Source organism: Mesorhizobium sp. M8A.F.Ca.ET.208.01.1.1 (assembly GCF_004791315.1).
Lineage (GTDB): Bacteria > Pseudomonadota > Alphaproteobacteria > Rhizobiales > Rhizobiaceae > Mesorhizobium.
This window is the reverse complement of record NZ_SRUT01000019.1, coordinates 1-15971: the sequence shown is the minus strand read 5'-3', so window position 1 is coordinate 15971 and position 15971 is coordinate 1. Positions and strand designations below refer to the sequence as shown.

Genomic DNA, 15971 nt, shown 5'->3' with positions numbered 1-15971 from the left:
CCGTTCGGTGGAGTGAAGAAGTCTGGCTACGGCAGGGAAAAGGGTCAGGAAGCCCTTGATGGCTACGTGCAGACCAGAAATATTGGCATCCGGATCTCACAACCCTTGTCTGGTTCGGGCAACAGCGAGCCCGCCGTGAACCGATCCGATCGTTATTGCTAGTCGCCAATCCGCCGTCGGGAAGTCTTGCGGCGGAGGTTTAGTCGTCGATGCTGGTCTGGGGTCTTCACAGGGCACATCGCGCACCAGAACGCTGACCTAGCACCCGACCGGCACAGTATCTCTCGTCGTAACTTTCAGAAATGTTGAGAACCCGTAGTTGCGATTTGGAAAAATTGAACCAAGCCGGATGCAGGCGCATGAGCCCCCTACTCCCCTGAAAGCTGCGGGAGGGCACAGGGTTGTCAATCTCGCCGGATATTCCCACCGGTCCAGCGCGTGCATCGAGATCGAGGTGGTCTTGCGGCTGAGCCTCACGAACAACATCCGGTCGAGGATTACCCATGTCGTGTCGTCGGCCAGCGAGCGGGCATTCCAAGCATTCCAGTGCGTCTCCTGCTTGCCCCTTTCTAGGCGACGATCGACCAGGACGTCGTGATCTGCATCGGGCGCAAGGTGACACGAGGGAGTGTCGCGTGCTCATGCCCGCTAAGTAGTCTCGAGGCGAAGCCCCGGCGTCATCCGTGCGTCGCTGATTGGCGCTGAGCCCTGCTCCTCCATCCACTGGCTTTGCCTCGTCGATATCTAGCCCGCTCGCGGACCGGTGATCTGCTGATGTTGAAGGTCCTGTCAAAGTGCGCGTACGGTAGCCGGCGACATCGACGGCCTCATCAGCGCGCCGACGGCTGCTGGCCAAACAACGGAGACAGGCAAGCACCGCCCCAGCGACTATTCAGCGAGAGCCAACCGGATCCCAGCCGGGTGGTCAAAAATCGCAACAAATCATTCAGCTAACTTTACAAAATCTTCGCGAGATCAGATCGCTGAGCATGGTAGCTTCTCTTGGAGGCTGACGTCAGGCCGAACAACAAGTCGACGCCTGTTTACCCCCAGGCCGTCGCACTGCACACTGCGGAGATCGACGGCAATGACAAAAAGAGCTCTCATCCTGGTTGAAGGTAACAGAAGTACTGGTGAGCTATACGTTAAAGCGGCCAAGCGTCTTGGCCTTCATCCAATTACCTTGTCGGCTGACCCAACCCAGTACGATTATCTTGCAGCAGACGATATGGAGACAATCCGCGTCGATACGGACAACCTCGATGCCCTGATCAGCGAATGTTCCCGGGTGCGTGCAACTTATGATATTGCTGGCATCACCGGCTTTACGGGTCTCGATGAGTTAGCCTATGCTACAGTTGGTAAGCTATGCCGATCCTTCGCTCTGCCAGGGCCGAACCCCAGTTCGATTGAACGATGCTGCGATAAATTCACTCAACGTCAGATCCTCGCGGAGGCCGGCGTTCCTATGCCGGCCTATCGCTTAGCATCGAATGCCGCGGACGTACAAAGCTGTGCCGCGGAAATCAACCTCCCGGTAATTCTTAAGCCTGCCGTGGGCAGCGGCAGCAGCGGTGTCCTATTGTGCCGCGACGTCGACGAACTAGCAAAACATACGATCCATCTGTTGGGCGGGAAGCACAAATGGCGGGCTTCGCCCAGGATACTGGTCGAAGAATTCGCACAAGGCCCCTATTATTGGGCTGACATAATGGGGAATGAGGTCATTGGAATTGGCGGCGCTGACTTCGGGCGCCCACCGCATTTTGTCCATCGTGGGTGCACCTATCCAGCGGTGCTTACTGACGTCGAGCAGCAGCGTATCGCCGATGTATCGCTAAGCTGTTTGGAGGCTCTCAGCCTTGGCTGGGGGCCATCGAACATTGGATTCCGCTGGACAAGGCGTGGCCCAGTCGTCATCGAGGTCAATCCGCGTCTTGCTGGCGCGCCCGGTCCTCAAATGGTTAAATTGGTTTATGGTATCGATCTAGTTACCGAGCACATCAAAGTGGTTATCGGCGAAGAATCGGATTTGCGAAGTACGCGTTCGCATGTCGCGGGCGCTCGGTTCCTCCTCCCGGAGGGTGATGGCATCCTCGATTGGATTGATGGCGCCAGTCGAGCGGCTGCCATAGAAGGTGTCTCGGAGGTCAAATTGCATGTTCAGCCTAAGACACCTATCGTCAGGGAAGGCGATTACCGAGACACGATCGGACACGTCATCGCCGCTTCCCCGAGCCGCCCTCAGACCGACGCGATACTTCAGCACGCCGTTGCCTTGATTGATTGGTCGATCACGTCGGTTTCTGCCCTTGGCGAAACGGAACACGCTGTGGCCCCTTACCTTCCACCTGGTGCGGAGATGGTGACAGATAAAGGTACTCATCGCAGCATATTGGTGAAATCGAGTGCAGGAGACGATGCGGTCTAGGGTGAATTGGCCATCCGCGAGGTGACCATTATGCTGACGGGCGTCATTGCTTCCTAGAGCCGACGCGCTCGCCTACCTCCGCTTTTATGCACATGTCGCCGCACAAAGCCGATTTCCTGCGTGAACGCGGAACATTCGAATAGATCGGCCATTTACATGCGCTACATTCAGTAAGGGCGCTCTGAGCGGTCCGGTCCTCTTATTGTAAGCGGGCCTGATGCGGCTGGTTCAGAACGTTTGGAAGATACGCCTCCTCCCAAGGCGCACCTGCCCGGCAGCGAGCTAAGTCTCCTGCCGGGCGTCCTGAGTTGTGTGCGCACTGAGCCAGCGTCCAGCCTTATGAGAGCGGATGAATGCTGAACGATAGACGGTCCCATGGGCTTTGGGAGCGGACAGCTCCGCCGCCGCCTGCAACGGAGAATCTGCGAGGCAACCTCGTCGCCGATGTCGCGATCGTCGGCGCCGGCTACACCGGGTTGTCCACTGCGCTGCACCTTGCCGAGCGGGGCCTGGACGTTGTCGTGATTGAGGCAGCCGAAATTGGTTTTGGCGCCGCCGGGCGAAGCACCGGGTTGGTGAATGCGGGCCTTTGGGTTATGCCCTCGGCGCTCAAGGAGACGCTCGGTCCGCTCTATGGCGATCGTTTGCTTAATTTGCTGCGCGATTCCCCACGCACCGTCTTCGAGATCGTCGACAAGCACAACTTGCAGTGCGAGCTGAAGCGGGCCGGCACGATCCATTGTGGAGCCGATAAGAAGGGCGTTGCCGAGATCGCGGAGCGAGCTCGGCAGTGGCAGGCGCTCGGCGCCCCGGTGCACATCCTCGACGCCGGGGAGACGCGTGCCAAGACAGGCACCTCGGCCTTCCCCGGAGGCCTCCTCGACCTGCGTGCCGGGACGATCCAACCGCTCGCCTATGTGCGCGGCCTCGCTGGTGCGGCGATTGCCGCCGGCGCGACCGTCTTTACGGCGAGCCCGGTCGAGCACATCGGGCGCGAGGGCCGCCTCTGGCGGCTCGCCACGCAAGGTGGAACCGTCCGGGCGAAGTGGGCGGTTCTTTCGACCGACACCTACACGTCGCGCATCTTCCCCGAGCTGCGTGGCGAGCAAGTGGTGCTCCCCTTCTTCCATGTTGCGACTGCGCCGCTGAGCCACAGAATTCGCCACACGATTCTGCCCGAAGGGCACGGCGCATGGGACACCCGCACCGTGCTGACCGCCTTTCGCACAGATAATGACGGCCGCCTCATCGTCGGCAGCGTCGGCGCGCTCCGCGGCGCCGGAACCGTGATCCATCGCAACTGGGCACGGCGGCGTATCCGGGCGCTCTTCCCGCAGGTCGGTGAGGTCGAGCTGGAGCATGAGTGGTACGGTCGGATCGGCATGACGAACGACCATCTACCACGCCTTCACGCCCCAGCGGAAAACATGATCGCGCTGACGGGCTTCAACGGACGAGGCATCGCGCCGGGCACCGTGTTCGGCCGCGAGCTCGCCCGCCATATCAGCGGCGAGCTGCGGCTCGATGCGATGTTCCTGCCCGTGTCCCCGGCGCAGAACGCCTCCTTCCGGGCCATCAGAGAGGGTTACTATGAGCTCGGTGCGCAGATCGCGCATCTACCGCCGGCGCGCTGATCCGGTGGGGTCAGCTGCTGGTCCACGGCGCGAAGCCTTGTGAGTGACTCAAAGTGCTGACAAATCACCTCCTCACGGACGTGAATCGTGAACCACGCCTTATTGGAATCCCTCGCGATTCAATCTGAACGTCCGACGCGCTAGCAATGCCGCAGCCTCGAGATAGCCTCGCGAAAAGCCGCGCCACTGCAATTGCCTCAAAATCCTTCAGCAGAGCGCTGACGAAACTCGAAGACCGGAAACGGCTGCAAAGACTGGCAGCCGAAACTTCGAAAAGACAAGGGAGCAGCACTCCTGCCGCTCATTGCGCGTGTGGAAACTCTTCCCACGGCTTCTGTCAAGATGGGTGCTTTTAATGTCTGTAAGGGGAAGGAATTCGCTCTCTTCGTAACGTGCAGGAGAATCGCGTGTTTCTGCGGAAATCGCAAAAAATCGGGGCTTTCCTGCCCAGGAATGATCTCATTCGCAAATTTCCGCTCTAGAACTGTGCTAGCTTGCTGCCGCAAGATGGGGAGGAATCGTTGCTTTTTGACTATATAATTGTAGGTGGTGGCTCATCCGGATGCGTTATGGCGAACAGGTTGTCGGCCGATGGTAGTCACGTCCTGCTCGTCGAAGCTGGGCCTGACTTTCTCCCCAACGAAATTCCTGATGATATTCTAGATGGGAACCCGACGCGCGCTTACTACAATCAACGATATCAGTGGCCGTCACTTACTGCAGCCGTTGCGCGAAATAGCGACAGACGTGTGCACTATGAGCAAGCTCGAGTCATAGGTGGAGGCTCCAGTATCAACGCTCAAGTCGCCAATCGGGGTGGACCCGCCGATTATGATGAGTGGGCCTCCACCGGGGCAACGGGTTGGGATTGGGAAGGCGTCCTGCCATATTTCCGCCGACTCGAATGCGATCTGGACTTTCGCGATCACTTCCACGGCAACAGCGGGCCGTTGCCGATTAGCCGTGCCGACAAAGGAGAGTGGTCAGGATTCGTGAACGCGGTGTCGACGGCTTTTGAAGATGAAAATATACCCTTCTGGCCTGACTTCAACGGTGAGTTCCGCGATGGCCACTCAGTTGTTCCACTAACAAACCTCAATCGTCGCCGAGTGTCAGCTGCGATGGCTTATTTGCCAGAGAGTGTCCGCGCTCGGACAAATCTTACAATTTTGGCAGAAACTACGGTCGTAAAACTAACTCTTTCAAGTCGCAAAATAACTGGCGTCGATACGGAGAGTAAGACCGGTCGTCGCCAATCCTATAGCGCACCAACTGTGGTCCTATGTGCTGGCGCTATTCATTCGCCCGCAATACTGATGCGATCCGGTATTGGCCCGGCCAAGCCCTTATCAGAGCTCGGCATTCAAGTCATCGCAGATATTAAAGGAGTCGGAAAAAACCTGCAGGAGCATGCCGGGGTCGCCATCTCGGCGTACTTGAAGCCAGAGGATCGGATGTTGCCGACCGCGACCGGATATATCCAGATGCATGCTCGGTATTCATCCGGTCACGACGGTTGCCCGCCTACCGATATGGCCATCTCGGTTCTGGCGAAATCTGCCTGGCATCCCATTGGCAAACGCCTAGGGACGCTCAATTTCTGGGTTAATCGCGTCTATTCGACAGGAACTGTCTCGCTCAAGAGTTCCTCTCATTTCATTGAGCCAGAAGTGAACTTCGACATGTTGAGCGACCAGCGCGACGCGGAGCGATTGAAAAACGCGTTTCGATTCGTTGCAAGACTGATTAATCATAAGGCCTTGGCGAATACGGCGCTCGACCCTTTTCCTTCTACCTGGACTGGACGAGCAAAGCGGATCGGCAAGTACAACCGTCTGAACTACGGTCTCACATCCTTGCTCGCGGCCGTTATGGATAGTTCCTCGTCGCTTCGTCGAAGCCTGATCAGATTCGCTATCACTGATGGTCGCAGCATCTCAGACCTTCTAAATAACGACGAGCTTCTTGATCACTTTGTACGACAAAACGTTTTTGGGAATTTTCATCCCACTTCAACTTGCAGAATGGGATCTGCTCATGATCCGAACAGTGTGACGGATCCGACAGGCCGCGTTCATGGACTATCCGGTTTAAGAATCGCCGATGCGTCGGTGATGCCATTCTGCCCGCGAGCAAATACGAACATCCCAACGATTATGGTCGCCGAGAAAATGTCTGACGCCATACTTCAAGAACGCGGGGCAGCAATGAAGGTGTCGTTGGTCAAGTAGAATTCTGCAAGCTCAAGCGGCCGCAAGGCACACCGGTCACTTCAGCTCGCTATCAATCTGGCTGGTTCGGAACTTGCCGAATAGCCGGGAACACCAGCTGACCGCCGATCATCTAGAAGTCTATCGCCCACGTGAACGCGAGGAGTTTGCCTCATCTCGAAGCGAGATGGGGTCAATACACACAATGCATTTGACTGTAGGGGTTCAACCCTGGAAGTTTTCCAGGGATAGAACACGCGACGCGGAACCGCGCATCTAGGATGCCGAGCCCCGCTGCGCAGATGCGGTTCAAGCCGGCAGACGCGAGGCGCGGGCTGCTCATTTTTGGTGCAGGAGACAAGAATGCGCAGCATCGATGATTTCCGGGATATTCATGATGAGGCTATCGCTTGGCGCCGTCACCTCCACCAGAATCCGGAACTCGGATACAACGTGCACAACACCGCCCGCTTCGTCGCCGAAAAGCTCACTTCCTTTGGGATAAACCATATCGAGACGGGCATAGCCGAGACCGGTGTGGTTGCGGTGATCAAAGGCGCCGGCGGGGACGGACCGACGATTGGCCTGCGCGCGGATATGGACGCCCTGCCGATCGTCGAGGCTACCGGCAAGCCCTGGACTTCCCAGATCGAAGGGAAGATGCATGCCTGCGGTCATGACGGCCACACCGCCATGCTGCTGGGTGCTGCTAAGCATCTCTCCGCCACTCGGGACTTCAAGGGTTCGGTGGCGCTCATTTTCCAACCCGCCGAGGAAGAGGGGCAGGGCGCCGGGCGAATGGTGCAAGAAGGGTTGATGGACAGGTTCAATATCTCCCAAGTCTTCGGCATGCACAACATGCCAGGTATTGACGTTGGCAAATTCGGTATTCGCGACGGATCGATTATGGCGGCCCTCGACGAGTTTGACATCACTGTCACAGGCCGGGGCGGACACGCTGCAACGCCTCATTTTACTATAGATCCGGTGGTCGTCGGAGCACAGATCGTCACGGCGCTCCAGACCTTGGTTTCCCGAAACCTCGATCCGACGGAAGCGCTCGTTGTGTCAGTGCCGAAATTCACCGGAAGTGAATCCTACCACATCATACCTGACTCCGTGACGCTGGGCGGAACGGTTAGGAGCCTATCGCCAGCATTGCGTGATTTTGCGGAAAAACAAATCAAGGTCTGCGCTGAAAATATCGCGGCAGCTTTCGGGGCTAAAGTGGAATATCGGCACAGGCGTCTCGAGCCGCTGACGTTCAACCACACAGAGGCGACCGAATTGGCCGCCGCAGCCGCGCGGGGTCTCGTGGGGCGAGAGGCAGTCAACGAACAGGTCAAGCCGGTGATGGTCTCGGAGGACTTCTCTTACATGTTGCAGGCGCGACCTGGCGCGTTCCTATTCCTTGGCAACGGACCTACCGCGGGCCTGCACAATCCAACCTACGACTTCGACGACAATGCAATCCCTTACGGGATCGGCTACTGGGTCAACTTGGTGGAAGGCGGCTTGGCCTGCTAGCGCTGCATAGTCTCTTAAACTCTGCCCGCGCGCACCTCAGATAGGTACGCAGGGTTGCTAGCTGTGGAGCCTCAATAGGTTGTCCCGATCGACGCCGAGGCGGCTGATGGGTGGTTTTGATTGTAAGCTGCCATGTGGCCTGTGCCAATTGTAGCGATGAAGCCACCGAGGCAGTTCGGCGGTGCGTTCATGAGAAGTGTTGTAGGCTCGGGCGTAAGCCCATTCGCGCAGGCTCGTCTGAATGAAGCGCTCAGCCTTTCCATTGGTCTTTGGCGTGTACGGCCTGGTGAAGATCTGACGCAGACCCAGACGCTTGCAGGCTGCCCGGAAAGTTTTTGATCGGTAGCAGGAGCCGTTGTCGGTCATCACGCGCTGCACTTTGATGCCGAGGCTGGCGTAATATGCGATGGCAGCTTCGAGGAAGGCGACAGCGCTCTCCTTGCGCTGGTCGGGCATGACTTGGACGAAAGCGACGCGCGAGGCATCGCCGATGCAGACGTGGACGAATTCCCAGCCGATGCCACGGCGCCAGGATATCGCCCGGTGATGCGGTGCCCCACAGAGCCGATCCGGCCCAGCTTCTTGATATCGAGATGGATGAGCTCACCGGGATGCTCGCGCTCATAGCGGCGCACCGGCTCGGCCGGTTCCAGGTCTTTCAGCCGCGACAGGCCGGCGCGTGCCAGCACCCGGCTCACCGTCGCCTCGGACACGCCGGTTTGCATGGCGATGTGCTTGCCGGTCAGGCGCTGCCGGCGCAGCGCTGCGATCGCGTCCGCCACCGCGGCTTCGGTTTGCTTCGGGCTTGTCTTCGGCCGCGAGAAACGGTCGATCATGCCGGCGCTTCCCTCGGCCCGAAAGCGCTCCACCCAGCGCGCCCACCACCTTCGCCGTCACTCCGTATGTCCGCGCCGCATCGACTTTGGAAAGACGGCCTTCAACAACGTCGCGGGCCATCTCCTCTCGACGCAGCGGCGTCAGACGGGCATTCTTGTGGATGTTCATTCGGTCCTCCGAGAAACACTGAAGCTTGGACAACCTCAGCTTTCTCGGTCAGGGCCGAATGGACAACCTCCTGAAAGCTCACAGCTAGCTAACTGGGCGCGCCATCGCGAGGCATGACAATCCAGCTCCGTCGTCAGACTGAGCAATCTCGGCGCCGTGCAAATTCAAGATAAGGAACTAGGCTGTTCCCTCCATCCACGCACTGGCCGAGCATGGCCGGCGTGCGACCCGAAACCGGGTCATGGCAAGCGGATGGCGTATACATCTGGGACACCGAGCGTCTCACAAGCATGGATAGGTTTGGCGGCCTTCACTGCGCTAAAATCCAATACGGTTGCACGAAATTGCCGATGCGATTGCGAGACAAGCCCATGAGCTGCCGTTCGCCCACGTTATGCCAGCCAGAGCACAAATACCGTTGCCCTAGCTGAGGGCCGTTGAAACGAGGCCAGCGTTAAGCTGGCCTGTAGCAACGACGTCATAGCGGGCCGCGTTGTGGGCATCTTATCCCCAATCGATGCGCGACCCGATGCAGCGCGTGCTGGTCGACCAGAGGCGCAGCTCAGTCGTCCAAGATTGCGCAGTCTAGTTTTCAGGCCTTGAGGAGCTCTTTCGCCACCAACTCCTCCACAGCACGCCACTCGCCCTTCACGCGGCTGCGTCCGGCGTCATAGAATGGCCGCAGAGAAGCTATGGCGGAATAGCGCTCCCCAGCGATCTCGATTTCGAATGAGCCTCCGGACAGCCAATCAGCCGTCACCCCGGCTTCTGCCGTGAGATATCCCATGCCGATGCCACAGCCGACAGTGTGGCCAAATCCAGCCGATCGCAGGTATCCGACAAGGCTGCCGTTACGCCAGACAGGCTCGGTCCCGAACATCAACGATTTGGCATCTGGGGCAGCGAGCTGGACCAGCCGCCGGCGCAAGGGTTTGCCGCGCTGGGCCTCGAGTGCAGCGCGTCCGATGAAATCCTCGCGCTTATCCCAGGCAACCGTGAACCCCAGTCCCGATTCCAACGGGGTGTCCTCATCACCAACATCTGCACCCCAGTCACGGTAGCCCGCTTCCAGGCGCAGCGTGTTGAGAGCGACATATCCGGCGTGGCCTAGGCCGAGATCGGCACCGGCGGCCACCAGGGCGTCGTAAACCCCTAGTGTTTGTTCGGTCGGGATGTGAAGTTCCCAGCCCAACTCGCCGACAAAGGTCATCCGGAATGCGAGCGCGAGGCTATACCCGACCTCGATTTCACGAGCCGTTGCGAAGGGAAATGCCTCGTTAGAAAAATCCGCAGGACTGACGCGCTCCAGTAACTCACGCGATCGCGGACCCATCACGGAGAGGGTGGTATATCCGGATGATACGTCGGCAACCGAGACGTGGCCGGCTCCCTTGGCATGCAAGCGCAGCCAGGCGAGATCACGGGTGCGTTGGACCGCCGCTGTCACGACAAGAAATTCCTCGTCACTGATGCGTGCGATAGTGACGTCGGACTCCATACCGCCTCGCTCGTTCAGCCACGGCGTATAGACAACACGGCCGACCGCTACGTTCACGTCGTTCGTGGACAAGCACTGTAGCAGCGCAAGGGCATCCGAACCCTGCACCAGAAGGTGCGCGAAGGAGGTTTGGTCGAACAGAGTGACGCCGGAGCGGGTGGCGGTATGCTCCGCGCCACTTCGCTCGAACCATTCGTCCCGGCGATAGGTTGCATGGCTTTCATTTGGGGATCCAGGTGCACCAAACCATTGAACGCGTTCCCAACCAGCACTTTCACCGAAATTCGCGCCGACCGCGGACAAGCGATCGTGCAGGGGGGATACGCGGACGTTGCGTGCCGTCTTCGGCGACTTATGCGGCAAATGAAGCGACCAGAGGTTGCCGACCGCCTCCACCGTGCGGTCGTAAAGATACCGCCTGTTCCGCTGGAAGGGCATTGACCGCCGGACGTCCATCTCCCAGCAGTCTCCCGCTGGCAAGCCTGTCGACATCCACTCTGCCATGACCTTGCCCGCACCACCCGAGGATTCGATACCGCAGGAATTGAATCCAGAGGCGACATACAGACCTTGAATTTCAGGTGATGGCCCGAGGTGGAAGCGGTTATCAGGCGTGAAGCTCTCAGGGCCGTTGAAATTCAGTTGGAGGCCGACATTTGCCAGGACGGGCATGCGCTCGATGGCCGCAGAGAGATACGGTTCGATGTGGTCGAAATCTTCGGGCAACGAATCGAAGCTGAAATCCTGGGGGATGCCGTTCATCCCCCAAGGTTTGCCATTGGCCTCGAAGAAACCTACGAGCAATTTCCCGGCGTCTGCCTTTGCATATACGCGCGCGTCCATATCGCGGATCGTCGGTAGGTCATGAGGTAGGTCGGGAATCGCCTCGGTGACAACATAGAAATGCTCGGCAGCCTGCAATGGCACCGACCAGTTGAGTTCAGCAGCTATATTCCGCGTCCATAGGCCGGTGCAGATGACCGCCCGTTCAGCTCGGACGGTTCCCTGACTGGTTTCCACGCCGAGGAAGCGGCCCTTCTCGACGAGGATGCGTGTGACCGGGGTCCGCTCAAGGATAGTTGCTCCACCCTGGCGCGCCCCAACTGCGAAGGCACGGGCCGTATCGATTGCGTTAGTCATCCCGTCGGAAGCGATCCATGCAGCCCCAATGACATCACTGACATCGAGCAACGGGACGCGGCGCTGGGCTTCCGCAGCGCTTATCATTTCCACGTCCAAGCCAAACGAGCGGCCCATCGAAGACCCGCGCTTAAGCTCTTCAAGCCGGTCCTGGGTCGCGGCGACAGTGATGGAGCCGGTTTGCCGAAAACCAGTTGCCTGACCGGTCAGATTTTCGAGGTCCGTGAACAGATCCGCAGAGTATTGAGCGAGCTTGGCCATGGTTTCATTGGCGCGGAGTTGTGTCACGAGACCTGCAGCATGCCAGGTCGTGCCACATGTCAGTTGGTCACGCTCCAGAAGCAGAACGTCGCGGTGGCCGAGACGCGTTAGGTGATAGGCTATCGAGAGGCCGATAATGCCGCCTCCGATGACAACGTATTTGACATGCGATGGTACTTTGCTGGCCATTTGAAACCTGTTGTAGCTTGGAGCGAAAGCGCCGGCTAAGGCGGGTTGTGGCCAATAAATTATTATCAGAGATGCCCTGATTCCCGCCGATCTGCATGCCAGGACAGCAGTATTTCTGCGCCATCAGGTCGTCCAATGCAGCGTTACTCCAGCAGAAGGGACTACGGTGATGTGGCGATACTGCAAAGGCCGCCGGCCGACGCAGCCAGAAGATCGTAATGGTGACCCTGGAGCGGGAACGCGCCGAGATCGGCACCCGACATTGCGACCGGGTTATACAAGGGGTGAGGCGAAGGTTGTGCTCTATATCACCGCGTGGAGCCTGGAGAATCACAAACAATACACGCGCAAGCTCTATTGAGAACGTCGGAGAAAAGAGCCTGAAGACTATGGTGGTCGTCGATCGTATCCAAGGGAATGTTCGGTGTAACTGTTAACCACCCGGAAAAATCTTTATTGCGGACATACACGTCAAAGTGCAGCACCGGGCGATACCTCGCTGGATCGGCTTTGAGCTGGGCCTGGAACCCTAAGTCATTGCCGATTTTTCGTGTGCAGCCTGGCGAATCTGTGCGCCGATTTTGTCGTGAACATTGGATCTCCGGGCGACTTCGATTTCCGACACCGAATTCTGCCTTCAGTGGATCAGGCCGTACGGAAGGAGATCGAGAGCCTGCAGGATCATCTTGTCTGCATTGATCTCGCGCGCATCTCCGCTTTGCGCATAGATCGGGACAGCCCGCGACGGCAGGGGAGTTTGAAAAGAATATTAGGCGACCTCGGCCATTTCTTTCGCGCGGAATGCGCGGCGGCTCGAGAAGCGCCTGCTGAACGCCGCCAGGGGCAAGCGCTTTCCGTCCACCGGAACCAGCATGTGCCAACAGGCGTCGAGAAATGACAGGCAGCGACCGAGTGAGGATGCCGACGTCCTCGTGGATACCAGGCCGGTAGGCAGCGGTTCCCGAGACACAAGCGTTCCCGCGCCCGCGCCCTGATTGCGGCCTGGTTGTCGTACAGAATGCGTGGGTGCCCAGCGCCAGCAGGATGTCTCTAATTTTCGCTTGGTTTTTCGCCCTGACGACGTGCATCGCAACCACCAAATCGGGACGTCAAGCTCTAACAGCCTCAGCTGGACGCCCAAGCCCAAGACGAATTCCTATCAGCACCATCGCGATTCAGATGGGTCCAGTAGGTCAGGCGTTGTCGTCCCCCCTTAAACCGGATCCAGCAGCATTCCTCAACGCGCAAATTTCTTGATGCAGGCGCCTGCATCTCGAAGCGAGATGGTGCCGATATAAACACTGCATTTGACTGCGAATGCCTCGGGACAAATGCTCGCTGAGCTCCCGCAACACAAGCAAAAGCACGGACGTGCGGGATGCCACAGTGAGAATAGGCATCAAGATTTCCGGGCGTCGGCCCGGCAGCGGTTGCCCGGAGGGCTGCACGAGAAATGGGCGCACTCAAGAGCGCACATGCTCAATTTCGAGAAGGATCATATGCATGAGCTACCAAAGACCTTTTCTGCGCGAGGAGTTCGACCGACGCGTCCAGGACACGAAGAAGCGGATGCAAAAATCTGGTCTTGATCTCCTCGTCTGCCAGGATCCAGCCAATATGTACTGGCTTACCGGCTACGACAGCTGGTCCTTCTACACGCCGCAGGCAGTGCTAGTCCATGTCAACGAGGATATGCCTTTCTGGTTCGGGCGCCCGATCGACGCAAAGTCAGCTACTGTCACAACAAACCTGCCGGCCGAGAACATCTTTGGGTTCTCGGAGACTTTGGTTCACCATCCGGAAAATCATCCGTTCGATGATTTGTGCGGGCTCATCAATTCCAAGCGCTGGGGTTCCGACCACATCGGCGTCGAGCTCGACACTCACTACTACACTGCGCGGGCCCATCAGCACCTCGTTAGAGGCCTGCCCAATGCGAAGATCTCGGATAGTCGGGAACTTGTAAACTGGGCGAGGCTCGTCAAGTCAGAAGCCGAGCTTGTCTATATGCGAGAAGCGGGCCGCATCATCAGCAGAACAATGCGGGAGGCGATTGCGAAGCTCAAGCCGGGGGTGCGCGACTATGAAGTCGTGGGAGACATTTACCGCAATCAGATTCTAGGCGAGGGCAAGTTCGGCGACTACACTGGTCTGTGTCCCCTAATCCAAATTGGTGAGGGGACAAGCACTTGCCACCTCACATGGACCGGCCAGGCGATCCCCGAGTCAGCCCTAGTGGTGATGGAGCTTGGCGCGGCCCGCCGCCACTACAACACGCCGCTCACCCGCACGATTCACGTCGGGCAGCCGCCAAAACAGATCTCGCGTCTGGCATCCGTGATCGTTGAAGGCGGCGATCTCGCACTCGAAGCGGCCAAGCCGGGCGTGGCCGTCGAAGAGGTGGCCGCCGTATTCCAACGTATACTGAAACGGAATGGCTACAGCAAAGACAGCCGCGTCGGCTACTCAATCGGTGTTGGTTACCCGCCGGACTGGGGCGAACGCACTATCAGCATCCGCGCGGGTGAAACAACGCTATTGCAGGAAGGAATGTGCTTCCACTTCCAGTCCGGAGTGTGGCTCGACGATTTCGGCGCAGCGATCTCAGAACCGTTCGTGGTCACAGCGAAAGGTGGCCAGCGCTTCTGCGATGTAGAGCGCCGCTTGGTCGTCATCGACTGATGATTTGCGCCCATCGACCTAGCGTAAAAACGCCTTGGCGGCCCAGAGCGTGCCGCAATCGCCCAGCACCGGTTTGTATACTCAACCAGATAGGAGATCAGCTTCTGCAAAAAAAGCTTCTACAAAGCTGAAACGCCCATCCCGGGCGTTGCTGGATAATTCAACGAAACAAGAAGGGAACGAGAAATGAAGATCAGACTTTCATACATTGCGGCTGGCTTGGGCCTTGCCGTCGCGGCTGCCACGGTACAGGTCCACGCAGGAGAATTGACCGACCGTATCGCCGACGGCAAGTCGATCCGCATCGGGTTCGCAAACGAAGAGCCGTTCGCCTTTCCGGACAGCAACGGTCGCCCGGTAGGATTCGTAAACGCGATTGCTCTCGGCGTGCTTCAGCAGATGGGTTACGAAAACGTAGAGACCGTCGTGACAGATTGGGGCGGACTTATACCGGGACTGCAGTCTGGACGGTTTGATATGGCTACGGGGGGTCTCTACATCCTTAAATCAAGGTGCCAAAGCGTTACATTCTCCGAGCCTTTGGCGAAAGTGACGGACGCGCTTATCGTCAAAGCTGGCAATCCTAAAGGGCTGCACAATTATGGAGATATTGCGGCCAAGGGCGCGACTATGGTGACTGGCATAGGATATAGCAATATAGAGCAAGCTAAAAAGGCAGGAGTTCCGGAATCTCAGATCATGCAAGTGCCGGGACAGGCAGAAATCCTCGCAGCGGTCGAGGCGGGACGAGCAGATGCCGGGGCATCAGGATACCTCTTATCTCGGTCTGTGGCTGGCAAATCGGGTGGAAAACTTGACGTGACAGACCCGGATGCAATGCCGGAATCAACTCAAAACTGGGTGAGCATAGCCTTCCGGGAGTCGGACAAGGACTTTGTGGAGAAGTTCAACGAGGCCCAGAAAAAATACATCGGCACTCCCGAGATGATGAAGGCTGCCGAGCCTTATGGCTACGACGCAAAGCTGCTACCAAACGACAAGAGTGCGGAGTGGGTTTGCGCCAACCGCTAGGCGCACGCATGGCCGGGAGGCTTGCCTCCCGGCCATGCGTGACGCAGGATGGCGAATGTCGATCTTTGAGTTTCTTCAAGGCTATGGCCAGGCGTTCTTACAGGGAACCTTGGCCACATGCGTACAATTCTTGCTTGCTACGCTGGTAGCTGTAGCTGCCGCTGGGGTTGCAGGCATCGGCAAACTGTCGAGCAACTGGCTGATCCGGAGTGCAAGTGTTGTTTACATAGAGATTTTCCGCGGAACGTCGCTGCTAGTGCAGCTATATTGGATTTTCTTCGTGTTGCCGCTGTTTGGTATAACGCTTCCGAACTTCACCGCCGGCTACATATCCGTCGGCCTCAATATCGGTGCCTATGGCG

At 58.1% G+C, this 15971-nt stretch carries 10 protein-coding genes and 1 pseudogene; 8 read left to right on the top strand and 3 right to left on the bottom strand.

Annotated features, from left to right (window positions below; translation table 11 throughout):
- From EN851_RS33960 to EN851_RS33940, 5 genes are all read left to right on the top strand, one after another.
- Window positions 1-162: aldehyde dehydrogenase family protein (locus EN851_RS33960; RefSeq protein WP_127319293.1), on the top strand; the 162-nt coding region annotated here is incomplete at its 5' end.
- 925 nt (window positions 163-1087) lie between these two features.
- Window positions 1088-2431: an acetyl-CoA carboxylase biotin carboxylase subunit family protein gene (locus tag EN851_RS33955; RefSeq protein WP_135931024.1), complete on the top strand. Its 1344-nt coding sequence runs from the start codon at window positions 1088-1090 to the stop codon at window positions 2429-2431.
- Between the two features lie 353 nt (window positions 2432-2784).
- The gene (locus EN851_RS33950; protein WP_135931023.1) at window positions 2785-4065 is read left to right on the top strand and encodes an FAD-binding oxidoreductase; all 1281 of its coding nucleotides are present in this window, start codon (window positions 2785-2787) and stop codon (window positions 4063-4065) included.
- A 494-nt stretch (window positions 4066-4559) separates the two neighbouring features.
- Window positions 4560-6296, top strand: coding sequence for a GMC family oxidoreductase N-terminal domain-containing protein (locus tag EN851_RS33945; protein WP_348630747.1), 1737 nt, complete (start codon window positions 4560-4562; stop codon window positions 6294-6296).
- 342 nt (window positions 6297-6638) lie between these two features.
- Entirely contained in the window at window positions 6639-7802 is a 1164-nt protein-coding gene (locus EN851_RS33940) for a M20 aminoacylase family protein (RefSeq protein WP_135931021.1), read from the top strand.
- A 57-nt stretch (window positions 7803-7859) separates the two neighbouring features.
- Here EN851_RS33940 and EN851_RS33935 read toward each other — a convergent pair.
- The 3 genes and pseudogenes from EN851_RS33935 to EN851_RS37785 all read right to left on the bottom strand — a co-directional run bounded on the left by EN851_RS33935 (window position 7860) and on the right by EN851_RS37785 (window position 12646).
- Window positions 7860-8807 (bottom strand): annotated as a pseudogene (locus EN851_RS33935) (IS481 family transposase).
- Between the two features lie 592 nt (window positions 8808-9399).
- Window positions 9400-11895, bottom strand: coding sequence for an FAD-dependent oxidoreductase (locus EN851_RS33925; RefSeq protein WP_135931020.1), 2496 nt, complete (start codon window positions 11893-11895; stop codon window positions 9400-9402).
- A gap of 637 nt (window positions 11896-12532) precedes the next feature.
- Window positions 12533-12646, bottom strand: a complete 114-nt coding sequence (locus EN851_RS37785; protein ID WP_135931025.1) for a hypothetical protein — start codon at window positions 12644-12646, stop codon at window positions 12533-12535.
- A 752-nt stretch (window positions 12647-13398) separates the two neighbouring features.
- On the opposite strand from EN851_RS37785, the gene EN851_RS33915 reads away from it, so the two are divergent.
- From EN851_RS33915 to EN851_RS33905, 3 genes are all read left to right on the top strand, one after another.
- The gene (locus tag EN851_RS33915; protein WP_135931019.1) at window positions 13399-14577 is read left to right on the top strand and encodes a M24 family metallopeptidase; all 1179 of its coding nucleotides are present in this window, start codon (window positions 13399-13401) and stop codon (window positions 14575-14577) included.
- A gap of 186 nt (window positions 14578-14763) precedes the next feature.
- The gene (ehuB, locus tag EN851_RS33910; RefSeq protein WP_135931018.1) at window positions 14764-15609 is read left to right on the top strand and encodes an ectoine/hydroxyectoine ABC transporter substrate-binding protein EhuB; all 846 of its coding nucleotides are present in this window, start codon (window positions 14764-14766) and stop codon (window positions 15607-15609) included.
- A 55-nt stretch (window positions 15610-15664) separates the two neighbouring features.
- A partial coding sequence (locus tag EN851_RS33905; protein WP_145972392.1) for an ABC transporter permease subunit occupies window positions 15665-15971 on the top strand: 307 nt, incomplete at its 3' end.

Excerpts from the sequence above, each read along its gene's own strand:
- EN851_RS33955 (WP_135931024.1), top strand. The coding sequence starts at position 1,088 with ATGACAAAAAGAGCTCTCATCCTGGTTGAAGGTAACAGAAGTACTGGT.
- EN851_RS33950 (WP_135931023.1), top strand. The coding sequence starts at position 2,785 with ATGCTGAACGATAGACGGTCCCATGGGCTTTGGGAGCGGACAGCTCCG.
- EN851_RS33940 (WP_135931021.1), top strand. The coding sequence starts at position 6,639 with ATGCGCAGCATCGATGATTTCCGGGATATTCATGATGAGGCTATCGCT.
- EN851_RS33925 (WP_135931020.1), bottom strand. The coding sequence starts at position 11,895 with ATGGCCAGCAAAGTACCATCGCATGTCAAATACGTTGTCATCGGAGGC.
- EN851_RS33915 (WP_135931019.1), top strand. The coding sequence starts at position 13,399 with ATGAGCTACCAAAGACCTTTTCTGCGCGAGGAGTTCGACCGACGCGTC.
- ehuB (WP_135931018.1), top strand. The coding sequence starts at position 14,764 with ATGAAGATCAGACTTTCATACATTGCGGCTGGCTTGGGCCTTGCCGTC.